The 22,676-nt window shown below is 68.2% G+C and carries 25 protein-coding genes and 3 tRNA genes; 11 read left to right on the forward strand and 17 right to left on the reverse strand.

Annotated features, from left to right (window positions below; all coding sequences use genetic code 11):
• Positions 1 to 3: 3 nt before the first annotated feature.
• The gene (locus tag ACIUM1_RS10485; RefSeq protein WP_406817091.1) at positions 4 to 621 is read right to left on the reverse strand and encodes a malonyl CoA-ACP transacylase; all 618 of its coding nucleotides are present in this window, start codon (positions 619 to 621) and stop codon (positions 4 to 6) included.
• Positions 618 to 4,814 (reverse strand): NEW3 domain-containing protein, encoded by a 4,197-nt coding sequence (locus ACIUM1_RS10490; protein ID WP_406817092.1) that lies wholly within the window; start codon positions 4,812 to 4,814, stop codon positions 618 to 620. The genes ACIUM1_RS10485 and ACIUM1_RS10490 overlap by 4 nt, the downstream gene beginning before the upstream one ends.
• A 66-nt stretch (positions 4,815 to 4,880) precedes the next feature.
• On the opposite strand from ACIUM1_RS10490, the gene ACIUM1_RS10495 reads away from it, so the two are divergent.
• The 7 genes from ACIUM1_RS10495 (at position 4,881) to ACIUM1_RS10525 (ending at position 11,862) form a co-directional block, all read left to right on the forward strand.
• Positions 4,881 to 5,495 (forward strand): DinB family protein, encoded by a 615-nt coding sequence (locus tag ACIUM1_RS10495; RefSeq protein WP_406817093.1) that lies wholly within the window; start codon positions 4,881 to 4,883, stop codon positions 5,493 to 5,495.
• Positions 5,496 to 5,535: 40 nt separating this feature from the next.
• On the forward strand, positions 5,536 to 6,882 hold the full coding sequence (locus ACIUM1_RS10500) for an ABC1 kinase family protein (protein ID WP_406817094.1): 1,347 nt from the start codon (positions 5,536 to 5,538) through the stop codon (positions 6,880 to 6,882).
• Between the two features lie 68 nt (positions 6,883 to 6,950).
• Positions 6,951 to 7,799 (forward strand): alpha/beta fold hydrolase, encoded by an 849-nt coding sequence (locus ACIUM1_RS10505; RefSeq protein ID WP_406817624.1) that lies wholly within the window; start codon positions 6,951 to 6,953, stop codon positions 7,797 to 7,799.
• 88 nt (positions 7,800 to 7,887) lie between these two features.
• Entirely contained in the window at positions 7,888 to 8,748 is an 861-nt protein-coding gene (locus ACIUM1_RS10510) for a cyclopropane mycolic acid synthase family methyltransferase (protein WP_406817095.1), read from the forward strand.
• A 196-nt stretch (positions 8,749 to 8,944) separates the two neighbouring features.
• Positions 8,945 to 9,841, forward strand: coding sequence for a hydroxymycolate synthase MmaA4 (gene mmaA4 / locus ACIUM1_RS10515; protein ID WP_406817096.1), 897 nt, complete (start codon positions 8,945 to 8,947; stop codon positions 9,839 to 9,841).
• 92 nt (positions 9,842 to 9,933) lie between these two features.
• Entirely contained in the window at positions 9,934 to 10,632 is a 699-nt protein-coding gene (locus tag ACIUM1_RS10520; protein ID WP_406817097.1) for a YciI family protein, read from the forward strand.
• Between the two features lie 3 nt (positions 10,633 to 10,635).
• Positions 10,636 to 11,862 (forward strand): RNA polymerase sigma factor, encoded by a 1,227-nt coding sequence (locus ACIUM1_RS10525; RefSeq protein ID WP_406817098.1) that lies wholly within the window; start codon positions 10,636 to 10,638, stop codon positions 11,860 to 11,862.
• A gap of 167 nt (positions 11,863 to 12,029) precedes the next feature.
• On the opposite strand, the gene rplA is transcribed toward ACIUM1_RS10525, so the two are convergent.
• From rplA to ACIUM1_RS10585, 12 genes are all read right to left on the reverse strand, one after another.
• Complete coding sequence (rplA, locus tag ACIUM1_RS10530) at positions 12,030 to 12,737, reverse strand: 50S ribosomal protein L1 (RefSeq protein WP_406817099.1); 708 nt, start codon at positions 12,735 to 12,737, stop codon at positions 12,030 to 12,032.
• A 68-nt stretch (positions 12,738 to 12,805) separates the two neighbouring features.
• On the reverse strand, positions 12,806 to 13,234 hold the full coding sequence (gene rplK, locus ACIUM1_RS10535; RefSeq protein WP_406817100.1) for a 50S ribosomal protein L11: 429 nt from the start codon (positions 13,232 to 13,234) through the stop codon (positions 12,806 to 12,808).
• An 82-nt stretch (positions 13,235 to 13,316) separates the two neighbouring features.
• Entirely contained in the window at positions 13,317 to 14,123 is an 807-nt protein-coding gene (gene nusG, locus ACIUM1_RS10540; protein WP_406817101.1) for a transcription termination/antitermination protein NusG, read from the reverse strand.
• Between the two features lie 59 nt (positions 14,124 to 14,182).
• Complete coding sequence (secE, locus tag ACIUM1_RS10545; RefSeq protein WP_406817102.1) at positions 14,183 to 14,629, reverse strand: preprotein translocase subunit SecE; 447 nt, start codon at positions 14,627 to 14,629, stop codon at positions 14,183 to 14,185.
• Between the two features lie 94 nt (positions 14,630 to 14,723).
• Positions 14,724 to 14,796: transfer RNA gene (locus ACIUM1_RS10550), tRNA-Trp, on the reverse strand.
• Between the two features lie 144 nt (positions 14,797 to 14,940).
• Entirely contained in the window at positions 14,941 to 15,441 is a 501-nt protein-coding gene (gene hadC, locus ACIUM1_RS10555; RefSeq protein WP_406817103.1) for a (3R)-hydroxyacyl-ACP dehydratase subunit HadC, read from the reverse strand.
• 3 nt (positions 15,442 to 15,444) lie between these two features.
• Positions 15,445 to 15,873, reverse strand: a complete 429-nt coding sequence (gene hadB / locus ACIUM1_RS10560; protein WP_067274995.1) for a (3R)-hydroxyacyl-ACP dehydratase subunit HadB — start codon at positions 15,871 to 15,873, stop codon at positions 15,445 to 15,447.
• Positions 15,860 to 16,312, reverse strand: a complete 453-nt coding sequence (hadA, locus tag ACIUM1_RS10565; RefSeq protein ID WP_406817625.1) for a (3R)-hydroxyacyl-ACP dehydratase subunit HadA — start codon at positions 16,310 to 16,312, stop codon at positions 15,860 to 15,862. The genes hadB and hadA overlap by 14 nt, the downstream gene beginning before the upstream one ends.
• Before the next feature lie 75 nt (positions 16,313 to 16,387).
• Positions 16,388 to 16,555: a 50S ribosomal protein L33 gene (gene rpmG / locus ACIUM1_RS10570; RefSeq protein ID WP_003898538.1), complete on the reverse strand. Its 168-nt coding sequence runs from the start codon at positions 16,553 to 16,555 to the stop codon at positions 16,388 to 16,390.
• Between the two features lie 41 nt (positions 16,556 to 16,596).
• A tRNA-Met gene (locus ACIUM1_RS10575) sits at positions 16,597 to 16,670 on the reverse strand.
• A 52-nt stretch (positions 16,671 to 16,722) separates the two neighbouring features.
• Positions 16,723 to 16,795, reverse strand: a tRNA-Thr gene (locus tag ACIUM1_RS10580).
• Positions 16,796 to 16,885: 90 nt separating this feature from the next.
• Complete coding sequence (locus ACIUM1_RS10585; protein ID WP_406817104.1) at positions 16,886 to 17,089, reverse strand: type II toxin-antitoxin system VapB family antitoxin; 204 nt, start codon at positions 17,087 to 17,089, stop codon at positions 16,886 to 16,888.
• A 132-nt stretch (positions 17,090 to 17,221) separates the two neighbouring features.
• On the opposite strand from ACIUM1_RS10585, the gene ACIUM1_RS10590 reads away from it, so the two are divergent.
• From ACIUM1_RS10590 to ACIUM1_RS10600, 3 genes are all read left to right on the forward strand, one after another.
• The gene (locus tag ACIUM1_RS10590) at positions 17,222 to 17,935 is read left to right on the forward strand and encodes an MBL fold metallo-hydrolase (protein WP_406817105.1); all 714 of its coding nucleotides are present in this window, start codon (positions 17,222 to 17,224) and stop codon (positions 17,933 to 17,935) included.
• Between the two features lie 70 nt (positions 17,936 to 18,005).
• Positions 18,006 to 18,839 (forward strand): hypothetical protein, encoded by an 834-nt coding sequence (locus ACIUM1_RS10595; protein WP_406817106.1) that lies wholly within the window; start codon positions 18,006 to 18,008, stop codon positions 18,837 to 18,839.
• 16 nt (positions 18,840 to 18,855) lie between these two features.
• Positions 18,856 to 19,551: a crotonase/enoyl-CoA hydratase family protein gene (locus ACIUM1_RS10600; RefSeq protein ID WP_406817107.1), complete on the forward strand. Its 696-nt coding sequence runs from the start codon at positions 18,856 to 18,858 to the stop codon at positions 19,549 to 19,551.
• A gap of 168 nt (positions 19,552 to 19,719) precedes the next feature.
• On the opposite strand, the gene cynS is transcribed toward ACIUM1_RS10600, so the two are convergent.
• The 3 genes from cynS to ACIUM1_RS10615 are packed head-to-tail and all read right to left on the reverse strand — an operon-like array spanning position 19,720 to position 21,516.
• Complete coding sequence (cynS, locus tag ACIUM1_RS10605) at positions 19,720 to 20,187, reverse strand: cyanase (protein WP_406817108.1); 468 nt, start codon at positions 20,185 to 20,187, stop codon at positions 19,720 to 19,722.
• Between the two features lie 12 nt (positions 20,188 to 20,199).
• Positions 20,200 to 20,949 carry a class I SAM-dependent methyltransferase gene (locus ACIUM1_RS10610; RefSeq protein WP_406817109.1) on the reverse strand — a complete coding sequence of 250 codons (750 nt, stop codon included), beginning with the start codon at positions 20,947 to 20,949 and terminating at the stop codon, positions 20,200 to 20,202.
• A gap of 51 nt (positions 20,950 to 21,000) precedes the next feature.
• On the reverse strand, positions 21,001 to 21,516 hold the full coding sequence (locus ACIUM1_RS10615; RefSeq protein WP_406817110.1) for a nitroreductase family protein: 516 nt from the start codon (positions 21,514 to 21,516) through the stop codon (positions 21,001 to 21,003).
• Between the two features lie 282 nt (positions 21,517 to 21,798).
• Between ACIUM1_RS10615 and ACIUM1_RS10620 the strand changes: the two genes are divergently transcribed.
• The gene (locus tag ACIUM1_RS10620; protein ID WP_406817111.1) at positions 21,799 to 22,665 is read left to right on the forward strand and encodes a cyclopropane mycolic acid synthase family methyltransferase; all 867 of its coding nucleotides are present in this window, start codon (positions 21,799 to 21,801) and stop codon (positions 22,663 to 22,665) included.
• Positions 22,666 to 22,676 lie beyond the last annotated feature (11 nt).

Raw genomic sequence — 22,676 nt, forward strand, 5'->3', positions numbered from 1 at the left:
CGTTCAGTGCCGGTGGGTGTTGTCGGGCTGGCGCGGGTCGCCGGGATGCTCGTAGCCGGGCGCCAACCGCACCAGCGCGGCGCGGCGGGCGTCCAGCCACAGCCGGAACGCGCGGCGCCGCGCGGCGCCGCGCAGGTGCTCCTCGATCGCCGATCGCACCTCGTCCAGCGCCGGCGCCGCCAATGCCGTTGTGCGCCAACCGCATTCGCCCTGTTGCGGCGCGGCGAAGCGTAGTGGGTTGCGGGCGTGGTAGGCGGCCACCTCGGTATCGGCCACCCGCACCGTGGCGGTGACATCGGCGAACAGGGCGCGGGCCCGCGGATCGGCCAGCACGGCCGCGGTGACGCTGCCGATCTCCAGCCGGGCGGTCGCGTCGGGCAGCAGCTCGGCCTCGGCCGGCGCGCCGCGCGCGCTCAACCCCCGCGCTTGCGCCTCCGCGGCGACCACCCGCTCGGTGACGATGAGCTGGGTCAGCCACCGCCGCAGTTGGCGGCCCTCGCTGGTGCCGCTGACCGGCAGGGCGACCGCGGCGCGCGAGGCGCGCAGCCGCGCTTCGGCGGCGTCGAGCACGTTTGGTGAAACCGGCACGCCGGCGACGGTCGCTATCGGGTGGACGCTCATGTCACCGTCACCGTCACCGCCGGCGAGTAGAGAAGTCGGCCGGCGCAGCCGATCCGCACCAGCGCCCACCACCGGCCGGGTTCCAGCCACGCCGGCGGGATCACCGGGAAGCGTAGGCCGACGGTGCCGCGGGCGGGCAGCACCGCGCCGAGGGCGCCGGGACCCATCCATTCCCAGGTGCCCCAGGGGCTGATCAGATGCGCCTCCAGCGCCAGGTCGGCCCCGGCGTGGCTGCCGATCGTGACCGTCAGCGCGCCCGCCGCGCCGGGCTCCAGGGTCACCTCGGTGGGCCCGTCGGCGAGGTAGATCAACTCACCCGCTGCCCCGCCCACGCTCACCAGGCAGACGTCCTCGACGGGTTGGCGCCAGGCCGCCGGGACCTCGTCGCCGGTGACGCGGAGTTCGGCGCGGACCGGGTAGAGGCCGGGTTCGGCGCCCGCCGGGACCGCCACCACCACGTCGGCGTGCAGATGCTCGCCGCTGGGCAGGGTGAGGGGCAGCTCGGCGGGCGTGGCCGTCCAACCGGGCGGACAGCCGACGGTGACCGCGCCGCGCAGCGTGGCGTCGGTGCTGTCGCTGGCCGCGGTGAGGCGCAGCGTCACCTGGCCGCCGGCCTCGGCGCTCGCCTGCGCCGGGTCCAGGTGGGCGACCGCCGGCAGCCCGCCCAGTGCCGCGGGACCGCGATTGTGCAGCCAGTACCGCGCGTACAGCGGCTGCGCGGCCTCGGCGTGCGGGGCCAGGACGTCGGCACCGGCCGGGGGCCGGGGCACGTCGAAGCGAGCCAGCACGGTCGCCACCTGGTAGCCGTGCAACTCGACCGAGGACACGGGTTCGGGGTGGTTTTCCAGCAGATCGGCGCGTTGCAGGTCGCTCACCACCGCGACGTCCGAGCCGATGACCGCGCGGCTGCGTGCACCGGTCGTCTGCACCAGGCGCAGGGCCACCGCGTGGGGGTCCAGCGGCGCCGCGCTGCCCGAGGCCAGTGGATTGCCGGCGGCCTTGACGGCGGCCAGCTGCACCGATTCGGCGGGTTCCACGCGCAACAGCGAACCGGCCGGCGGCAACGCTTGCCCTCGTCGGCGCGCGGCGACGGCGAGCAGTGGCTGGGAGAACTGCGCGCTGCGGGTGGGAATCCCGGCTCGCCGCCAGTCGCCCGACCCGCTGACCAGCGCGTAGTCGAAGGCATGCGTCCAGTGCTGCAGCTGGAAGTTGGAGCCGTCCGGCGCGGTGCGGCGCGGGTCGTCGATCCAGATGCCCGACGGCCAGCCGGTGCAGGACCGCATCAGCGCGGTGTGCAGGGTGCCCTCGATGTCGACGGCGAAGCCGGGCACCCCGCGGTTGAGCAGGGCGACGGTGCGGTCTTCGAAAGCGCCTGTGCCCGAAGGCGATTGCTGTGTCACCGCAATCTCGGCGTCGCCGAGGTCGTCGGCCAGCGCTGCGATCGCGGCCCTCAGATCGTCCTCGTCGCGGCCGTCGATGACCAGCACCGGCAGCGCCCGCGACGGGCGCAGGTCGGCGTCGGGCACCCACACCGCCTCCAGCGGCGCCTCGGCCGGCACCCACACCCGGGCCCGGCCGGTCGCGGCCAACTGGCGCTCCAGCTCGACGGCGTACGCCGGGGCACCGGCCAGCACGGCCGCGGCGAAGGCGTTGCGGGCCGGCCCGCCCAGCGCGATGCGCACGTCGGGCAGGTTCGAATCGACCTCCAGGTGGCCGTATCGTGGCTTGCCCGCGGCGCTGCAGGTGGCCGTCACGCCCGCGCGGACCAGCGCGACCAGCAACTCCCGGGCCAGCGGGGCGGACACCGCCTCGGTCGGCGACACCACCTCCGCGACAGACACCGCCCGCACGCCGGTGCCGGACACCCGGACCCGGGCCGCCGAGGACAGGCCGAACCAGCCGTAGGCCGGGTTGTCCAGCGTCCACGGGTGCCGGGCGGTGTCCACCGAACGGGTGCCACCGGGGGCGGCGTGCAGCAGCGCGAAGCCGCGGCCGATGACGGCGTCGCCCACTTCGCTGACCGGCATGGCGCCCGGCACCGGGCACGGCCAGCGCAGCCGCACCAGCTGATCGGCGCCGCTGAACTCGTCGATCGTGGTGCGGCAGTCCACCCGCGCGACGCCGTGCCACAGCGTCAGCGTTTGGGTGTAGCGCAACAGCGTGCCGATCCGGCCGCGCACCACCACCCGCTGACCCAGCGGCCCGTGCCAGGCCTGCACCCGCGCGGGCCCTTCCGACGAGCACACCACCGGCCCCTTGGGCAGCAGATGCCACGGGCCCTCGCCCTGGCCCGGGTGCGCCGGGTATTCCTCGTAGACGGCGAGCTCGTTGCCCACCCGCCCGTCGGCGATCAGCTCGCGGCCGTCCTGCATCAGCGAGGCGACTCCCCCGCCGCGCGCCGGGTCGACCTCGAGGCGGTAGTGCTCGTTGGCGATCGCCGATCCCGTCACCGGTGTCCAGCCGTCCGGTTCGCCGCCGTCCGGCGCGGGCACCAACCGGTACGCCCGCCAACCCAGCGACGGCACATCGCGCGCCAGCCAGCTGACCGACCGGCCGTCGCGCTCGACGTGGGCCGCCAGCTCGGCACCGTCGGCGTCGAGCACCCGAACCCGGGCGGCCGGCGGCGAGTCCAGGTGCGCGGTGATGATGTCGGTGCGCCGGCAGTTCAGCGGATTCCACACGATCACGTCGCCCTCGGAGCCGCCGACCTCGCCGGACAGCAACGCCAGCGAGTTGTCGCGGGCCGCGCGGCCCAGCTCCCAGGCGTCGCGCCAGCCGGTCAGCAGGTCGAGGTACACCTGGTCGGATTCCGAGCCGGTGATGGCGTCGTGGTGTGCGCCGTAGACCAGCTGCACCCACGCCTTGGCCAGGGCGGCCTGCGGGTACGGGGCGCCGGTGAGCAGCCCGGCGAACACCGCGAACCGCTCGGCCTGCAGCACGGCGTTCTCGGCGGCCCGGTTGGCCTGCTTGGTGTCGATGTAGGACACGTCCTTGCCGGTGTAGATCGGATTCATGTCCCGGGTCTGCGGCGACGGGGCGAGGCCGCGCTGCGCCAGTTCGTCACGCACCGCCGCGAAGAACTCACACGGCAGGGCACACATGAAGCGCGGCCAGGTGTAGCGGGCGGCCCAGTCACGATGGATCTCGGTGACCCATTTGTTGGGCGGCGTGTAGTCGGTGCCGACCGGCAGCAGCACGTTGCGGGTGAGTGCGACCTTTTTGAGCTGATCGAAGAGCTCGCACGTGGCGTTCTCGGCCTCGGCCAGCGACGCCGCGGAGTCCATCCACCAGCCCGCCGAGTAGTGCGCGGGCATGTAGTGGGTGAGCAGGCCGCGGCCCGACGGCGAGATCCACTCGAATTCGCTGGCGAACTGCATGCGCTCGACATCGCCGGTTTCGGAGCCGCCGCCCAGCGCCGGACCCCACTGGTGGTGCGGCCCCCTGGCCCACGAACTCGACGTCAGGCCGGCGTCGGCGGCCATCCCGGGGAACTGCGGGTCGTGACCGAACACGTCGAGCTGCCACGCGGTGGCCGGGTTCGCTCCCAGCACATGACGCTGGAAACCCATCCCGTGCACCAGGTTCCTAATCGTGGTTTCCGGGCTGGTGAGGTTGGTGTTGGGTTCGTTGTAGGTGCCGCCCATCACCTCGACGCGGCCCTGCTCGATGAACCGGCGCAGATCGGCCCGGTCGTCCGGGCGGGTGTCCCAGTACGGCTTGAGGTAGTCGACCTCTGCCAGCACGAACTTGTAGTCGGGGTCGCGGCGGACCATCTCCAGATGCGCGCGCACCAGGTCGAACCCGTTGCGTTGGCGGGCCCGCCCGGGCGGGTCCTCGGTCCAGACGCTGGTGTAGGCGCCCTGGGTGTTCCACCACACCGGGTCGTAGTGGAAGTGGCTGACCATGAACATGGTCCAGCCGGGTTCGGCGACGGTGAACTGGAACGGCAGCCGCTGACCGCCGGCGTGCGCCCGCGCCGGCCGGCGCTGTCCGACGACGGCCTCGTCGACCGTCACCGCGACCTCGACGACCTCGCGCCCGGGTTCGGCGACCGCCCGGCCGTGCAGGCCGTTGCCGCCGATGCGGATCGGCGTGGGCCGGACACACTCGGAAACGGTGACGCGGACCACCTGCAGCGGGGCGTCCGGCGCCCCGACGAAGAGCCCGGTCGACTCGGCCTCGGTTATTCGCATGCCGAAACCACCTGCATCCCCGCACCTTACGGCGCACGAGACCTAGGATCGAGCTAACATCCGTCAGTGCCCGCCCTCGCCCCGCCGGTCGCCGACGAACGCGGCGCCCTGCGCGAATTCCTGGCGTTTCACCAGAGCGCGTACTTCGCGGTCAGCTACGGGCTCACCGATGACCAGGCCCGGTCCGCGCCCTCGGTCAGCGCGTTGTCGATCGGCGGCCTGATCAAGCACGCCACCGGGATGCAACGCAGCTGGATGGCCCGCGTCGCCGCCGCTCCGGGCGCGCCGCCGAAGGACCCCCGCCCGTTCCAGCAGATCGCCACGGAGTTCGCCGACCAGCACGTCATGCGCCCGGACGAGACGCTGGCCGGGCTGCTGGCCGGGTTCGAGGCGCAGAACGCGACGTCGCTGCGGTTGGTAAAGACCGCGGACCTGAACGCCGCGGTGCCCGTTCCGCAGGACATCCCGTGGTTTCCCAAGAATCAGCGGGCCTGGTCGGTGCGCTGGGTGATCCTGCACGTGATCAACGAGCTCGCCCGCCACGCCGGGCACGCCGACATCATCCGGGAGACGATCGACGGTGCCACCATGTACGAGCTGATCGCCGCCCGGGAGGACTGGGCGATCGAAGGTTGGGTGCAGCCCTGGAAACCCGGCGAGAGCACCGGGCATCCGCGTTGAGGATTGGGACTCCTCGGCACGGATTTGGCACACTGCACAGATGAGCTCTGCCAAACATCGAGAGGGGGCCAAGCTCGACCGGGTGCCGTTGCCGGTCGAAGCGGCCCGGGTAGCCGTGACAGGTTGGCAAGTCACCCGCACCGCCGCTCGCATCGTCAGCAAGCTGCCGGGTAGGGGTCCGTGGCAGCAGAAGGTGATCAAGCAGCTGCCGCAGACCTTCGCCGATCTGGGACCAACGTACGTCAAGTTCGGGCAGATCATCGCGTCCAGTCCAGGGGCGTTCGGTGAATCGCTGTCCCGGGAGTTCCGCGGCCTGCTCGACCGGGTGCCGCCCGCCGACTCCGGCGAGGTGCACAAGCTCTTCGTCGAGGACCTCGGCGCTGACCCGTCCGAGTTGTTCGCCGAATGGGACGAGACGCCGTTCGCATCGGCGTCGATCGCGCAGGTGCACTACGCGACGCTGCACACCGGCGAGGAGGTCGTCGTCAAGATCCAGCGCCCGGGCATCCGGCGCCGGGTCGCGGCCGACCTGCAGATCCTCAAGCGTTTCGCCCAGGCCGTCGAACTGGCCAAGCTGGGCCGCCGGCTCTCGGCGCAGGACGTGGTCGCCGACTTCTCCGACAACCTGGCCGAGGAGCTGAACTTCCGGCTGGAGGCGCAGTCGATGGAGGCCTGGGTGTCCCACCTGCACGCCTCGCCGCTGGGCCGCAACATCCGGGTGCCGCAGGTGTTCTGGGACTTCACCAGCGACCGGGTGCTGACCATGGAACGGGTGCACGGCATCCGCATCGACGACGTCGCCGCCATCCGCAAGGCCGGGTTCGACGGTGTCGAGCTGGTCAAGGCGCTACTGTTCTCGCTCTTCGAGGGTGGGCTGCGGCACGGCCTGTTCCACGGCGACCTGCACGCCGGCAACCTCTACGTCGACGAGGCGGGCCGCATCGTCTTCTTCGACTTCGGGATCATGGGCCGCATCGATCCGCGCACCCGCTGGCTGCTGCGCGAACTGGTGTATGCGCTGCTGGTCAAGAAGGACCACGCCGCGGCGGGCAAGATCGTGGTGCTGATGGGCGCCGTCGGCACCATGAAGCCGGAGGCGCAGGCCGCCAAGGACCTGGAGAAGTTCGCCACCCCGCTGACCATGCAGACGCTGGGCGACATGTCCTACGCCGACATCGGCCGGCAGCTGTCGGCGCTGGCCGACGCCTACGACGTCAAGCTGCCCCGCGAGCTGGTGCTGATCGGCAAGCAGTTCCTCTACGTCGAGCGGTACATGAAGCTGCTGGCGCCCAAGTGGCAGATGATGTCGGATCCGCAGCTGACGGGCTACTTCGCGAACTTCATGGTGGAAGTCAGCCGCGAGCACTCCTCCGACGTCGAGGTTTAGGAGCTTTTCTGGTGCAGGTCCGCACGGGATATGCCATTTCCGGCGATCTGAAGCTGTACTACGAGGACATGGGCAACATCGACGACCCGGCCGTCCTGCTGATCATGGGACTGGGGGCCCAGCTACTGCTGTGGCGCACGGCGTTCTGCGAGAAGCTGGTCGGCCACGGTCTGCGCGTGATCCGGTACGACAACCGCGATGTCGGCCTGTCCAGCAAGACGCAGCACCGCAGCTCGGGGCAGCCACTGGTGACGAAGCTGCTGCGGTCCTGGTTGGGGCTGCCCAGCCGGGCGGCATACCGGCTCGAAGACATGGCCGACGACGCGGCGGCCATCCTGGACCATCTGGGCATCGACCGCGCCCACATCGTGGGCGCGTCGATGGGTGGCATGATCGCGCAGATCTTCGCCGCGCGGTTCCGCGAGCGGACCAAGACCCTGGCGGTCATCTTCTCCAGCAACAATTCGGCGCTGCTGCCGCCGCCGGCCCCGCGCGCGTTGCTGGCGCTGCTGACCGGCCCGCCGCCGGATTCGCCGCGCGAGGTGATCATCGACAATGCGGTGCGCGTCGGCAACATCATCGGCGGCCCCCGCTACCGGGTGCCCGAAGAACAGGCGCGCGCCGAGGCCGCCGAGGGCTACGACCGCAGCTACTATCCCCAGGGCGTCGCGAGGCATTTCGGCGCGGTGCTGGGCAGCGGCAGCCTGCGTCGGTACAACCGTCAGACCACCGCGCCCACCGTGGTGATCCACGGCCGGGGCGACAAGCTGATGCGGCCGTTCGGTGGGCGCGCGGTGGCGCGGGCCATCGACGGGGCCCGATTGGTGACATTCGACGGAATGGGCCATGATCTTCCACAGCAGTTGTGGGATCAGGTGATCGGCGTGCTGACGAAAAACTTCAGCCAGGCCAGCTAGCCAAAAACACTCAGTAGAAACGCATCCCTGCGATTTTCAGTCTATGTGGCAGGGCTGTACGGTTGGCACAGAAGGGTGGGTGTCTCAAATGGCCAAGCTGAAGCCGTATTACGAAGAGTCGCAGGCAACCTACGACATTTCGGACGACTTCTTTGCGTTGTTCCTCGATCCGAACATGGTGTATACCTGCGCCTACTACAAGCGCGACGACATGACGCTGGAAGAGGCGCAGCTCGCCAAGATCGATCTGGCGCTGGACAAGATGCAACTCGAGCCGGGGATGACGGTGCTCGACGTCGGGTGCGGCTGGGGTGGCGCGGTGGTTCGGGCTGTCGAGAAATACGACGTGAACGTCATCGGAATCACGCTGAGCCGCAATCATTACGCCCGCACCAAGGCCAGGCTGGCGGCGATCCCGACGACGCGGCGCGCCGAGGCCCGGCTGCAGGGCTGGGAAGAGTTCGACGAGCGGGTCGATCGGATCATCAGCTTCGAGGCGTTTGACGCGTTCAAAAAAGAACGCTGGCCCGCGTTCTGGGATTGGGCCTATGCGACCCTCCCCGAAGGCAGCCGAATGCTGATGCACAGCATTTTCACCTACCCGCAGTCGTCCTGGACGGAGCGCGGCGTCCAGATCACGATGTCAGATCTGCGCTTCCTCCATTTCCTCGGCAAGGAAATCTTCCCGGGCGGGAACATGTGCGGCGAACCCGATATCGTCGACAAATCCCGGGCCAGCGGATTCTCGCTCGAGCAGACCCAATATCTGCAGTCGCATTACGCGCGGACGCTGGACACCTGGGCGGCCAACCTCGCGGCCAATCGCGACCGCGCCATCGCCATCCAGTCCGAAGAGGTCTACGACCGCTTCATGCGCTACCTGACCGGCTGCGCGGGGCTGTTCCGCAAGGGCATCTCCAACGTCGCCCAGTTCACGCTCACCAAGTAGCGGCGGGCTGGGTGGACGTGAACCGGTCCACCCTGGAAAAGTAGACTCCGTCGCCGCGGTCGGGCCCGCGACGCGCACTTGCACCCTTTTCGAAATTTGCGCCCCGACGTTGGGTATGGTTGCACGTCACACGCGACCCCTCCGATGCGTGCGCGGGTGGTAGGAAGTGAACCTCATCCAGGAGAACAGGACGGATATGGCTGAGCAACCGACTGGCCCGACGAAGACGCGGACGCGCTCGGAGGACATCCAGGCGCACTACGACGTCTCCGACGACTTCTTCGGCCTGTTCCAGGACCCGAGCCGGATCTACAGTTGCGCCTACTTCGAGCGCGACGACATGAGCCTGGAAGAGGCCCAGTACGCCAAGATCGACCTCAACCTGGACAAGCTGGACCTCAAGCCGGGCATGACCCTGCTGGACATCGGCTGCGGGTGGGGCACCACGATGAAGCGCGCCGTCGAGCGGTTCGACGTCAACGTGATCGGCCTGACGCTGTCCAAGAACCAGCACGCCCGCGCCGAGGCGCTGCTCGGCTCCATCGACAGTGACCGCAACCGTGAGGTCCGCCTGCAGAACTGGGAGGACTTCAGCGAGCCCGTCGACCGCATCGTGTCGATCGAGGCCTTCGAGCACTTCGGCCACGAGAACTACGACGATTTCTTCAAGCGGACGTTCGACATCATGCCCGACGACGGCCGGATGACCGTCCAGAGCAGTGTCAGTTACCACCCCAGCGACCTGCACGCCCGCGGCAAGAAGCTGACGTTCGAGACGGCGCGGTTCATCAAGTTCATCGTCACCGAGATTTTCCCGGGCGGCCGGCTGCCGTCCACCCAGATGATGGTCGATCACGGCGAGAAGGCGGGATTTATTGTGCCCGAACCACTTTCGCTGCGGCCGCACTACATCAAGACGCTGCACATCTGGGGCGACACCCTGGAGTCGAACCGGGACAAGGCCATCGAGGTCACCTCCGAAGAGGTGTACAACCGCTACATCAAGTACCTACGTGGCTGCGAGCACTACTTCAGCGACGAGATGCTCGACGTCAGCCTGGTGACTTACCTGAAGCCGGGTGCGGCCGCCTGATTTTCCCGCCGCTGTCGGATTAGCGCTGCGCGGTTCGTCGAGTAGGTAGAGAGTGGGGCACACGGCTTCGCTCATTACCGGAGGTGACGATCATGCAGTACTTCGCCCTGTTGATCAGCAAGGAACAGGACCGTACCCCCGACGATGCCGCCGCCGCGATGGCGGCCTTCGAGCGGTTTCACGCCGCGGCGGGATCGGCGATCAAGGCCGGTGACGCGCTGGCACCCGCCGCGGCCGCGGCGGTGATCACCGGCGGCCCGGACGCGCCGACGGTCACCGACGGGCCGTTCGCCGAGGCCGCCGAGGTGGCGTGCGGCTATTACGTCTTCGAAGCGGAGAACCTGGACGAGGCGCTGGCACTGGCGCGCGACGTCCCGGTCGCCGCATTCGGGGCGGTGGAGTTGTGGCCGGTGGTCCACTCGATCGAGCCGTCCCGCAAGCTGACCGGCAACGACTGGCTGGCCCTGCTGTTGGAGCCGGCCGAATCGGCACACACGCCGGGCACCCCGGAGTGGGAGGCGGTGGCTGCCAAGCACGCAGACCTGCACGCCGCGGCCGGTGATCACCTGATCGGCGGCGCCGCCTTGCACGACCGCTCCACGGCGACGACCGTGCGGGTGCGCGACGGCGAGGTCCTCATCACCGACGGCCCCTATGCCGAGGGCGCCGAGATCGCCACCGGCATCTATCTGCTCAGCGCCACCGATCGCGACGAGGCCGTCAAGATCGCGTCGATGATCCCCGCCTCGACCGTGCAGGTGCGGCAGCTGGCGGGCGTCTCCGGCCGGTAGCCGATGGCCGACCTGGACGGCGTCTTCCGCCGGGAATGGGGCCCGGCCGTGGCCGCGCTCGCGCGCTGGTCGGGTGACCTCACTGTCGCCGAGGACGCCGTCCAGGAGGCCTGCGCGGAAGCGGTGCGCACCTGGCCGCGCGACGGGATGCCCGAAAACCCGGGCGGCTGGCTGGTGACCGTCGGCCGTAACCGCGCCCGGGACCGGCTGCGCCGCGAATCCGTGCGCCCCGGAAAGGAATTGGCGGCTTGGAGAAGCTACGTGGACGACATCAGGGCACGCACCGACCACACCGACCCGCACCCGGTTCGCGACGACGAGCTGCGGATGATGTTCACCTGTGCCCACCCGGCGCTGGACCGGCCATCGCAATTGGCCCTCACGCTGCGACTGGTGTCGGGCTTGACCGTCGGTGAGATCGCCCGCGCGCTGCTGCAGAGCGAGGCGGCGATCGGCCAGCGCATCACCCGCGCCAAGAACAAGGTGCGACACGCCAACATCCCGCTGCGGGTGCCACCCGCGGAGTTACTACCCGAGCGCACACCGCACGTGTTCGGCTGCGTCTATTCGGTCTTCACCGAGGGCTACTGGTCGACCGCGGGCCCGTCGGCCATCAGGGACGACCTGTGCGACGAGGGGATCCGGCTGGGCGCGGAGCTGTGTACGCTGCTGCCCGACGAGCCGGAGGCGCACGCCTTGTCCGCGCTGATGCTGCTGCACGATTCGCGGCGGGCGACCCGGCTGGACGGCGCCGGGATGCTGGTGCCGCTCGAGGACCAGGACCGGCGCCGATGGGACCGGGGCCGCATTGCGCGCGGGATCGAGCGGCTGCGGCACGCCCAGGGTTCGACGGGCGCCTATCTGCCCCAGGCCGTCATCGCCGCGCTGCACGCCACGGCACCGTCCTGGGAGCAGACCGACTGGGCGGCCATCTGCGCCGCCTACGACCGGCTGCTCGAATTGACCGGCTCGCCGGTGGTGGCCGCCAACCGGGCGCTGGCGGTCGGATTGCGCGACGGCCCCGACGCCGGCCTGGCCGCCCTGGACCGGGTGGCACCCGATCCGCGGCTGCGCCGCTCCAACCTCGTCGCGACCGTGCGCGCCGACCTGCTACGGCGCGCCGGCCGGCCCGCCGACGCCCGCGCCTGGTATCGAGTGGCGTTGCAGGCAGGCGGATCCGACCCCGGCCGCGAGTTTCTGCGGCGACGCATCGTCGAGTGCGGCGGTTAGGCCTCGGGATCGATGGTCGGCTGCGTTCGTCGGCGCCCCGGGGCGCCGACTCACTACGCCTCGGGATCGATGGTCGGCTGCGTTCGTCGGCGCCCCGGGGCGCCGACTCACTACGCCTCGGGATCGATGGTCGGCTGCGTTCGTCGGCGCCCCGGGGCGCCGACTCACTACGCCTCCGCGAAGTTGCGGGTGACGGCCGGGTCCACCGGGATGCCCGGGCCCGTCGTCGTCGAGACCACGATCTTCTTCAGGTAACGGCCCTTGGACGCGGACGGCTTGAGCCGTAGCACCTCGTCCAGCGCGGCGCCGTAGTTCTCGGCCAGCGCCTTCTCGTCGAACGAGGCCTTGCCGATGACAAAGTGCAGGTTGGCCTGCTTGTCCACCCGGAAGTTGATCTTGCCGCCCTTGATGTCGGACACAGCCTTGGCGACGTCGGGGGTCACGGTGCCGGTCTTGGGGTTCGGCATCAGGCCGCGGGGGCCCAGGATGCGGGCGATGCGGCCCACCTTGGCCATCTGGTCCGGGGTCGCGATCGCGGCGTCGAAGTCCAAGAAGCCGCCCTGGATTTTCTCGATCAGGTCGTCGCTACCGACGATGTCGGCGCCGGCGGCCTGGGCCTGCTCGGCCTTGTCGCCGACCGCGAACACCGCGACACGCGCGGTCTTGCCGGTGCCGTGCGGCAGGTTGACCGTGCCGCGGACCATCTGGTCGGCCTTGCGCGGGTCGACGCCGAGCCGGATCGCCACCTCCACGGTCGAGTCCTGCTTGGTCGACGACGTCTCCTTGGCGAGCTTGGCCGCCTCCAGTGGGGAGTAGAGGGTGTCGCGGTCGACCTTCTCGGCGGCGGCGCGGTATGCCTTGCTGTTCTTGCTCACTTGCTCATCCAATCTGTGTTGGGTCGTGGTTGTTCGGGCCGAAGCTGGCCCTCCCACGGTCGTGCGGATTATTCGACGGTGATGCCCATCGACCGGGCGGTTCCGGCGATGATCTTGGCGGCGGCGTCGATGTCGTTGGCGTTGAGGTCGCTCTTCTTGGTCTCGGCGATCTCTTTGACCTGGTCCCAGGTGACCTTGGCGACCTTGGTCTTGTGCGGCTCGGCCGACCCCTTGCCCACGCCGGCGGCCTTGAGCAGCAGCTTGGCGGCGGGCGGGGTCTTGAGCGCGAAGGTGAAGCTGCGGTCCTCGTAGACCGTGATCTCCACCGGGATGACCTGGCCGCGCTGGTTCTCCGTGGCAGCGTTGTACGCCTTGCAGAACTCCATGATGTTGACGCCGTGCTGACCGAGTGCGGGCCCGACCGGCGGCGCCGGGTTGGCCTGCCCCGCCTGGATCTGAAGCTTGATCAGCCCGACGACTTTCTTCTTCGGGGCCATGAGATTGTGTTGTTCCTTCCTGACTGGGTTTGATGGTGGTGACCCGCCGCGCCCGGCTTCGCCGCGCTTGCGATCACCACTACTAGAGCTTGGAGACTTGGCTGAAGGTCAGTTCGACCGGGGTTTCGCGGCCGAAGATCGACACCAGCACCTTGAGCTTTTGCTGCTCGCCGTTGACCTCGCTGATGGTGGCGGGCAGCGTCGCAAACGGGCCGTCCATGACCGTCACCGATTCGCCGACCTCGTAGTCGACCTCGATGGCCGGGCGTTCCAGCCCGCCGACCTCGGCGGCCGCGGCCGTGGTGGCCGCACCCTTGGCGGCCTTCTTCGTCGCGCCGCGCGGCAGCAGGAACTTCACCACGTCGTCGAGCGTCAGCGCCGACGGACGCGAGGTCGCCCCGACGAACCCGGTGACGCCGGGGGTGTTGCGCACCGCGGCCCACGAGTCGTCGGTCAGATCCATGCGCACCAGGATGTAGCCGGGCAGCACCTTGCGATTGACCTGCTTGCGCTGACCGTTCTTGATCTCGGTCACCTCTTCGGTGGGCACCTCCACCTGGAAGATGTAGTCACCGACGTCCAGGTTCTGCACCCGGGTCTCGAGGTTGGCTTTGACCTTGTTCTCGTATCCCGCGTAGGAGTGGATGACGTACCAGTCGCCGGGCTTGCTGCGCAGTTCGGCCTTGAGCGCGGCGGCCGGGTCGGCCTCGTCGGCCGACTCGTCGGGCGCCTCGGCGGCCTCGACCGTCTCGTCGGCGGCCTCGTCCGCAGTCGCCTCGGTGGCCTCGGCGGCCGCGGAGGTGTCCGCGGCCTGCGCCTGCGCGCCTTCGGCATTCTCTTCCAGGTCGACCGCGTCACCCGCGGACGGGTCACCGTCGAAGGTAGTCACGGTTTGAGTCCTCTCTGTCACTTTAAGGCGGCGTCACTTTCGAAAGCGGCGTCGCTCGCTCAGCCGAACACCAACAGCACCAGCTTGGTCAGGCCGAAGTCCGCCAGGCCGACCAGCGCCACCATGAAGGCCAGGAAAGCCAGCACAACGGAGGTGTAAGTGAGCATCTGCTTGCGGTTGGGCCAGATGACCTTCCGCATCTCCGCAACGACCTGCTTGAGGTAGTTGTAGACGAACACGAAGGGGTTGACCCGCTGGTCGCCGGCCTTTAACTTCGGGGCCTTCTTGGCTTTGGCGCCCTTCTTGGTCTTCTCCGGCGCGGCGGCCTCGACGTCGTCCGCCGACTCGGCGTCTTCGCCGGCCCCGGCCACCCGCTGCCGGGACCGCTTGCCCGTGGGGCGCTGCGGCCGCGTCACCACCGCCGTCCGACTGCCACTCGCGCGGCCGTCCTCTTTGTCAGTGCCGTCGCTTGCGGCGTCGTTGGCAACATCGCCTTCGTCGCTCACCGCACGCTCCTTTGTTTGCTCGTACCCCGAGAGCCGTCCCATCTGTGGCGGCACATACTTCCAGTGTCCACCATGCCAGGACGTCCGTCTTCAGCAGGGGCGACAGGACTTGAACCTGCAACCTGCGGTTTTGGAGACCGCTGCTCTGCCAGTTGAGCTACGCCCCTTCGCGGTTGGCAGGCCAACCTGCGCTTACCTACCGGGGCTTACATGACACGCGCGCCTTCCGATTGGTCGACTCACGGAAAGCGCGCTAATGCTGGGAAAACCCCGAGGACCGAGTGTACATCGGCGCGCGAGTCAGATACTAATCACGCTGTCCTGACGACCTGGCCGGACTCCGGGTCCCAGCGCAGGTTCGCGGAGTTGTCGGCGTACTGGCCCATCAGCGTGGTGTAGGCCTCCAGGACCACTTCGTCTTTGTCGTTGGTGCAGATGTTCTTGGTGACGACGATGTCGGCGCCGAAGCGCTCGTCCACCGACAGGATGTCCATCCGAGCCCACAGCTTGTCGCCGGCCTTGATCGGCTTGGTAAACACGAACCGCTGGTCGACCTGGACGATCACCAGGGTCTCCATCCCGATGTCGACGTGCCGGAAGAAGTCCAGCTGCACCAGCTTGGCGAAGATGGTGCCGAAGGTCAGTGGGGCGATGATCGCGTCGTGGCCGAGTTCGGCGGCCGCGTCTTCCTCGAAGTGCGCCGGGTGCCGGTTCTTGATGGCCAGCGCGAACTGGCGCAGTTGTTCCCGACCAACCACGAAGTAGTCCGGGTAGCGCCAGATCATCCCCCTGATGTCTGTTTTGAGCGCCATGGCCTACGCGAGGGTCGCGGACGCGATGGCCCTGCCGAAGATCTTCTTGCCGCCGGTGGTGGCGGTGAGCGCGATGGTCACCGACTTGGTCTCGGGGTCGGCGGACTTGACCCGGCCGTTGAAGACCAGCTCGGCGCCCTTCCCGTCGTTGGGCACCGGCACCACGGCGGTGAACCGCACGTTGTACTCGGTCACGGCACCCGGGTCACCGATCCACGCGGTGACGTAGCCGCCGCCGATGCCCATCGTGAGCATGCCGTGCGCGATCGCGGTGTCCAGGCCGACGACCTTGGCCATTTCGTCGTCCCAGTGGATCGGGTTCAAGTCGCCGGAGACGCCCGCGTAATTCACCAGATCCTGCCGGGTCAACGGGTAGGTCCTCTCCGGCAGTTGGTCGCCCACCTTCACGGAGCTGAACTCACGCAGTGGCATCAGTAAATCCCTCTTCTCCATCCTCGCCGGCACGGCCCGCCAGGGTCGTGTAGGTCTCTTGCACGACGTCACCGGCCTCGTTGGTGATGACATTCTTGGTGACGATGATCTGGGTGCCATGCGATACCCGCACCGAGTCCACATAGACGTCGCAGTACAGCTTGTCGCCGGCCACCAGCGGCGCGAAGAACTTCAGCACCTGGTCGACCTGGACGATCTGCGCGTCGTGGACGGCGACGTTGGCGTGCTTGAAGAACGCCGTCTGCGCCTGATAGCCGAACACGCAGACGAACGTCAACGGGGCGGGCAGGCCCTTGTAACCGAGTTCGGCCGCGGCCTTCTCCTCGAAGTACGAGGGGTCGTCGTTTTGCACCGCCGTGGCGTATTCGCGGATCTTCTCCCGCTCCACCTCGTAGTGATCGGGGTAGCGGTAGTGCATCCCGACGATGCTTTCGGTTAACGGCACAGTTCTTAAACTACCTAGTCAATCGGAGTAAACGCCCGCGGGTGGCCGCTAGCGTGTCTCCCGATGCGCCTGGTGCTTACCGCAGTTGGGGCAGAACTTCTTCAGCTCCAGTCGGTCCGGGTCGTTCCGGCGGTTTTTCTTGGTGATGTAGTTACGGTGCTTGCACACCTCGCATGCCAAGGTGATCTTCGGCCGTACGTCGGTACTGGAAGCCATGACGGTTCTTCTCTCAATTCCTGGACTGTGCTGTTGTGTTGTAGCGATGGCCGGACTCGAACCGGCGACCTAACGATTATGAGTCGTTCGCTCTAACCGACTGAGCTACATCGCCTCTGGCCACCCCTTTTGGGGCCGGGGCCGCCACGCCTGCTCGGCGTCCGCCGAGCCCCCTAACGGAATCGAACCGTTGACCTTTTCCTTACCATGGAAACGCTCTACCGACTGAGCTAAGGGGGCCGTTCACCCGAAGCGATGTCAGTCCGCGCGGGCCTAAAAGAGGGTACAGCCTGGCTCGCAGCGGAACCAAACCACGGGTAGCGGCAAACGTCAGCCGTCGCCGTTGCGGTGCGGCTGCCAGGCGCTGAGGTCGCTGAACTTGTCGAACTCATCGTCTTGTTCGACGGAATCGCCCTCGTTGAGCAGGGTGCGCAGCGCGAGGTTGACGGCCTCGCGCGCGTCGAGAAGATGGAAGCGGCGAATCGCCTCATCGATCAGATCGACGTCGACCTCGATTTCGACCTTCTTCTTCATGCGGCAACAGTACCCACCGGACTGCGGCGTAAGCGGACCCACGTCGGCGATGTCGCGCACGGCTGCGGAGCGAATCCGATGCGGTGCCCGACTACTCGTGGCACGTTCAGGCCGGGGTCCTAGTCTGGTCACGTGCCAGAGGACCGGCTGTACTTTCGTCAACTGCTCTCCGGTCGCGACTTCGCCGCCGGCGATATGGTCGCGACGCAAATGCGCAACTTCGCCTACCTGATCGGCGACCGGCAAACCGGTGACTGCGTGGTCGTCGACCCGGCCTACGCCGCCGGTGATCTGCTCGACGCGCTCGAGGCCGACGGCATGCACCTGTCCGGTGTGCTGGTCACCCATCACCACCCCGACCACGTGGGTGGATCCATGATGGGGTTCACGCTGGCCGGCCTGGCCGAACTGCTGGAGCGGGCGCCGGTGCCGGTGCACGTCAATACCCATGAAGCACAGTGGGTTTCGCGAGTGACCGGGATAAGCGTAAGCGACCTGACCTCCCACCAGAACCACGACAAGGTCAGCATCGGCGACATCGAGATCGAGTTGCTGCACACCCCCGGCCACACCCCGGGCAGCCAGTGCTTTCTGCTCGACGGCCGCCTCGTCGCCGGTGACACGTTGTTCCTCGAGGGTTGCGGGCGTACCGACTTCCCCGGTGGCGACTCCGACGAGATGTACCGCAGCCTGCAGCGGCTCGCGACCCTGCCCGGTGACCCGACCGTCTTCCCGGGCCATTGGTACTCGGCGGAGCCCAGCGCCTCGCTCTGGGAGGTGAAGCGTTCCAACTACGTGTACCGGGCCGCGGACCTTGCTCAATGGCGGATGCTGATGGGCGGCTGAGCCGCCCGGGGATCGCTCGGTCGAGACCGTCCGGTGACCGCCCCTGTGATATAAGCGGAGGGTGGATTCCATGGGTTGGGTCCAGGACAGCTGGCATGATGTCACGCACGTCGGGTCCGGCACGTGGATCGCGTGGGCGGCATGGGCGGCAATCATCCTGGCCGTCATCACGCTGATCTTCACCAACAGCCAGATCAACCGCAATCGCCGGGTGGCGGCCGAGCAGACCCGTCCGCAGGTCGCGATGTTCATGGAGCCGCATTCCGCCGACTGGCACGTGATCGAACTGGTGGTCCGGAACTTCGGCCGGACCGCGGCTTACGACATCGGCTTCGCCTTCGTGAATCCGCCGACCGTGGCCGAATACGAGAACGCCACCGACGGCTACGCCGACGTCGTCGAACTGCGGTTGCCCCAGGAGCTGCCGATGCTGGCGCCCGGCCAGGAATGGCGCATGGTGTGGGATTCCGCCCTGGACCGCGCGGAGATCGGCAGCGGCATCGAATCCCGCTTCACCGGCACCCTGACCTACTACGACAGGCCCGAGCGGCCGGGTGGCCGGCGGTTCTGGGAGCGCGAGCGTGCCCCGCTGCACACCGAGGTGGTGCTGGACTGGGACGCGCTGCCACCCGTGCAGCGCATCGAGTTGATGACCAGCCATGACCTGGCGAAGCGGGAGAAGGAGAAGCTGGAGCTGCTGCGCGGCCTGCTGACCTATTTCCATTACGCCAGCAAGGAAACCCGCCCCGAAGTCTTCCGCAGCGAGATCGAACGGATCAACACCGCGGTCCGGGAAACCCAGGACAGGTGGCGTACCCGCCAACTCGACGAACCCACCGACGTCAGCCTGCGCTGGAGTAACGCCGAAGACGAACTGGGTAAACACCGCAGCCAGCCCGCCTGACGGCAAGGAGCAACCGATGAGCGCCCCGGTCCACTACAGCAGCAAGGACTCCATCGCCGTCATCAAGATGGATGACGGCAAGGTCAATGCGCTGGGCCCGACGATGCAGCAGGCCCTCAACGACGCGATCGACCGGGCCGAGGCGGACAACGCCGGGGCGCTGGTGATCACCGGGAACGACCGGGTGTTCAGCGGCGGCTTCGACCTGAAGATCCTGACCTCCGGTGAGGTGCAGCCCGCGATCGACATGCTGCGTGGCGGATTCGAGCTGGCGTATCGGCTGCTGTCCTTTCCCAAGCCGGTGGTGATGGCGTGCACCGGCCACGCCATCGCGATGGGGGCCTTCCTGCTGTCGGCGGGCGATCACCGGATCGCGGCGCACGCCTACAACATCCAGGCCAACGAGGTCGCGATCGGGATGGTCATCCCCTATGCCGCCCTGGAGATCATCAAGCTGCGGCTGACCCCGTCGGCCTACCAGCAAGCCGGCGGGCTGGCCAAGACGTTCTTCGGTGAAACCGCGCTTGCCGCAGGATTTATCGACGAGATCGTGCTGCCGGAGGTGGTGGTCGACCGCGCCGAAGAGGCCGCCCGCGAATTCGCCGGCCTGCATCAGCGCGCGCACGCCGCCACCAAGTTACGCACCCGCGCCGACGCCCTGGCGGCCATCCGCGCCGGCATCGACGGGATCGAAGCCGAATTCGGGGTGTGAGCCGCTGCGGGCGTCCACCCCGTCCGGTTTCGCCGGCCGCTACCGGGCCATGCGGCGGAAACGGCGAACGCGGTGGCCGCCGCTGGCCGCCACCGCGTTCCCGTCGCCTCCTCAACGCCAGTCTGGCACGCGCGAAACCAGCCGTCACTTCAGTCGGTCGACCTGGCGTCAGTCCGGCGCCGCGCCCCACTGATAGGGAAGGAATTTCCCGTCGAACGTCACCACCACCCGGTCGCCCGACGGGTGCGGCTTCTTCTGCACGTCCAGGCTGAAGTTGATGGCGCTCATGATGCCGTCGCCGAACTGTTCGGCGATCACCTCTTTGAGGGCGCCGCCGTAGACCTGCAAGGCCTCATAGAAGCGGTAGATGGTCGGGTCGGTGGGGACCGCGGTGGGCAGCCCGCCGCGCATCGGAGCTGCGGCCAACACCGGGACCGCCGACTCATCCAACTTCAGTTTCTCGGCCAGAACCTTGGCCTGGTCAACCGGAATCGGATGCTGGCCGAGCAACGCGGCCGTGGTCCACATCAGCGGCCTGCCGATCGCGTCGGCCAGTTGTTGCCACGTCAGCCCCTCCCGGAGCCGGGCCAGCACGACCTGTTCGGTGATTTCGGCTCTGTTCATAGCCCCAAGCATGCCCGCCGGGTATCACTGGGGCTTGGTAGCGGTGACCAAGCGCGTGGAGAACCAGGGGCCGCCGTACCACATCCGCCAGCCGAGGTTGCGTCGCCGCACGTTGCGCCAGCCGAGTTCGCGCAGCCGGTCGGCGTGTTGACGCGTCTCCCAGAGGTCGGCGATGGCGAGTCGGCCGCCGGGCCGCAACACGCGCACGGCCTCGTCGAGGGCTTGCCGCCGACCGGCGTGGCCGCCGATGTTGTGGACCGCCAGGTTGCTCACGATCACGTCGACGCTCTCGTCCGCGAGCGGCAGCGCGGTCATGTCGGCGGTGCGCAACTCGACTCGATCGGCGACGCCTTCGGCCACCGCGTTGGCCAGCGTGGCCTGCTCGGAGTTGTCGGTCTGGTCGGCCCGCCAGAGGTCGACGCCGATCGCATGGCCGCGGGGCAACCGCTTGGCCGCCGCCAGCAACACCGCACCGCGACCGCATCCGAGGTCGAGCAGCGTTTCGTCGCCCGCCAGCCGCAGATCGCGCAGAACCCGTTCCCACACAACGAATTTCCCGGCCCGGGTGGCGTACATGTACAGGACCACGGCGCCCGCCACCGCGGCGGCGGACACCGCGGCCAGCGCCGCCCGAAGCCGCTTGCCGCGGACCCAGCTGATCGCCGCGTACACGGCCAGGCCGGCGGCTTGAGCGCCGATACCTATCGCCTGCGCGCGCGCCGAAACGGTATGAAACGAACCGTCGACCCCGTAATCGCCCCGGTGGTCATGCACGCCCGCCAGCTTACGACTCGACCAGGCCCCTAAGGCCTTTCGTCGTGGCGATCACCAACGGCCGTGGTGCACGACCTCGGAGAACGGCCGCCGGTTCGGCTTGCGGATCGGGGCGAGCGGGCGATCCGCCGGGTAGCCGACGCCCAACAGGAAGGCCACCAGGTAATCGTCCGGCACGCCCAGGATCGCGCGCGCCTTGTCCTGGTCCCCCACCGACGAGTGACCGGTCCCGATCCCCAGGTCGGTGGCGGCGATCATCATCGCCATGGTGGCCTGCCCGACGTCGTAGTTGTCGGTGACCAGCCGGCGTTCGTCGGGGGGTACCGGGACCACGATGGCGATCGCGGCCGCGGCCCCGGCGATGTGGCCCGCACCGCGCCAGACCGTGGACAGCTCGGCCAGCTGATCGCGGTCGGTGACGATGACGAAGTCCCACGGCTGGCGGTTTTTCGCCGACGGCGCGCGCCAGCCGGCTTCGGCGATGCGGTCCAGGTCCTCCGCCGGGATCGGCTTCGGCTGGTATTCACGGACATTGCGACGTGCGCAGATCGCGTCCCAAGCTTCCATCTGGTGCCCTCCAGCAACTGTTTTCCCGGTTGAACCGGCGTAGGATCTGATGAACTCCCAGGTGGGGGTTGCGCGTTCGTCCATAGTCTAGCTCCGATCGATGTGAGCGCCGGCGCCAACGCAACCAAACGCCTTGTCCCACAGCTGAATACGCGTTTCCTGCGCGGCCGCGGCGGCCGCGCGGGTTTGGTTGCCAATTTTGCGGGAAGCCGGGGTGAACCAACCGGGCGGCCCACTCGTCAACAACTGAATGGCCCCAACTCAGAAAGGCGGGTGTCCGCCGTGGCAGAGAACCTGACGCCGCACTTCGAAGAGGTACAGGCCCATTACGACCTGTCCGACGACTTCTTCCGGTTGTTCCTCGACCCCACCATGACGTACAGCTGCGCCTACTGGGATCGCAACCGGGACATCTCGCTGGAAGAGGCGCAATTGCGCAAAATGGACCTCTCGCTGGGCAAGCTGGGTCTGCGGCCGGGCATGACCCTGCTGGACGTGGGGTGCGGGTGGGGTGGCACGATGCGCCGCGCGATCGAAAAGTACGACGTGAACGTCGTCGGGCTGACCCTGTCCGAACACCAGGCCGCCCACGTGCAACGCATGTTCGACGCCATGAACACCGAACGCAGCAAGCGGGTACTGCTGCACGGCTGGGAAGAGTTCGACGAACACGCGGACCGGATCGTCTCCATCGGCGCGTTCGAGCACTTCGGTTATGACCGCTACGACGACTTCTTCGCGATGGCCTACCGCACCCTGCCCGAGGACGGGGTGATGCTGCTGCACACCATCACCATGCTCACCGCGCCACAGATCCTCGAACGCGGCCTCAAACTGTCCGACGAGGAGACCAGCTTCAACGAATTCATCGGCACCGAGATCTTCCCGGGCGGCCAATTGCCGGCGATCGAGATGGTGGAGTTCCACGCGTCGAAGATGGGGTTCAACCTGAAACGCAGGCAGTCGCTGCAGCTGCACTACGCCCGGACCCTCGACCACTGGGCCGACGCCCTGCGGGAGCACCACAGCGAGGCCGTCGAGATCCAGTCCGAAGAGGTCTACCAGCGCTACATGCGGTATCTGACCGGCTGCGCCAACGCGTTCCGGGTCGGATACATCGACGTCAACCAGTTCACCCTGGCGAAGTAACACCGCGGCCG

Origin of the sequence: Mycobacterium sp. M23085, assembly GCF_045343915.1 — a bacterium.
In the GTDB taxonomy this organism is placed as follows: Bacteria; Actinomycetota; Actinomycetes; order Mycobacteriales; family Mycobacteriaceae; genus Mycobacterium.

Excerpts from the sequence above, each read along its gene's own strand:
- ACIUM1_RS10525 (WP_406817098.1), top strand. The coding sequence starts at position 10,636 with ATGGCCGACCTGGACGGCGTCTTCCGCCGGGAATGGGGCCCGGCCGTG.
- ACIUM1_RS10505 (WP_406817624.1), top strand. The coding sequence starts at position 6,951 with ATGGGCAACATCGACGACCCGGCCGTCCTGCTGATCATGGGACTGGGG.
- ACIUM1_RS10615 (WP_406817110.1), bottom strand. The coding sequence starts at position 21,516 with ATGGAAGCTTGGGACGCGATCTGCGCACGTCGCAATGTCCGTGAATAC.
- ACIUM1_RS10585 (WP_406817104.1), bottom strand. The coding sequence starts at position 17,089 with ATGAAGAAGAAGGTCGAAATCGAGGTCGACGTCGATCTGATCGATGAG.
- ACIUM1_RS10500 (WP_406817094.1), top strand. The coding sequence starts at position 5,536 with ATGAGCTCTGCCAAACATCGAGAGGGGGCCAAGCTCGACCGGGTGCCG.
- ACIUM1_RS10520 (WP_406817097.1), top strand. The coding sequence starts at position 9,934 with ATGCAGTACTTCGCCCTGTTGATCAGCAAGGAACAGGACCGTACCCCC.
- ACIUM1_RS10485 (WP_406817091.1), bottom strand. The coding sequence starts at position 621 with ATGAGCGTCCACCCGATAGCGACCGTCGCCGGCGTGCCGGTTTCACCA.
- ACIUM1_RS10510 (WP_406817095.1), top strand. The coding sequence starts at position 7,888 with ATGGCCAAGCTGAAGCCGTATTACGAAGAGTCGCAGGCAACCTACGAC.
- ACIUM1_RS10600 (WP_406817107.1), top strand. The coding sequence starts at position 18,856 with ATGAGCGCCCCGGTCCACTACAGCAGCAAGGACTCCATCGCCGTCATC.
- ACIUM1_RS10490 (WP_406817092.1), bottom strand. The coding sequence starts at position 4,814 with ATGCGAATAACCGAGGCCGAGTCGACCGGGCTCTTCGTCGGGGCGCCG.
- hadC (WP_406817103.1), bottom strand. The coding sequence starts at position 15,441 with ATGGCGCTCAAAACAGACATCAGGGGGATGATCTGGCGCTACCCGGAC.
- hadB (WP_067274995.1), bottom strand. The coding sequence starts at position 15,873 with ATGCCACTGCGTGAGTTCAGCTCCGTGAAGGTGGGCGACCAACTGCCG.
- ACIUM1_RS10595 (WP_406817106.1), top strand. The coding sequence starts at position 18,006 with ATGGGTTGGGTCCAGGACAGCTGGCATGATGTCACGCACGTCGGGTCC.
- rpmG (WP_003898538.1), bottom strand. The coding sequence starts at position 16,555 with ATGGCTTCCAGTACCGACGTACGGCCGAAGATCACCTTGGCATGCGAG.
- cynS (WP_406817108.1), bottom strand. The coding sequence starts at position 20,187 with ATGCTTGGGGCTATGAACAGAGCCGAAATCACCGAACAGGTCGTGCTG.
- hadA (WP_406817625.1), bottom strand. The coding sequence starts at position 16,312 with ATGCACTACCGCTACCCCGATCACTACGAGGTGGAGCGGGAGAAGATC.
- rplK (WP_406817100.1), bottom strand. The coding sequence starts at position 13,234 with ATGGCCCCGAAGAAGAAAGTCGTCGGGCTGATCAAGCTTCAGATCCAG.
- mmaA4 (WP_406817096.1), top strand. The coding sequence starts at position 8,945 with ATGGCTGAGCAACCGACTGGCCCGACGAAGACGCGGACGCGCTCGGAG.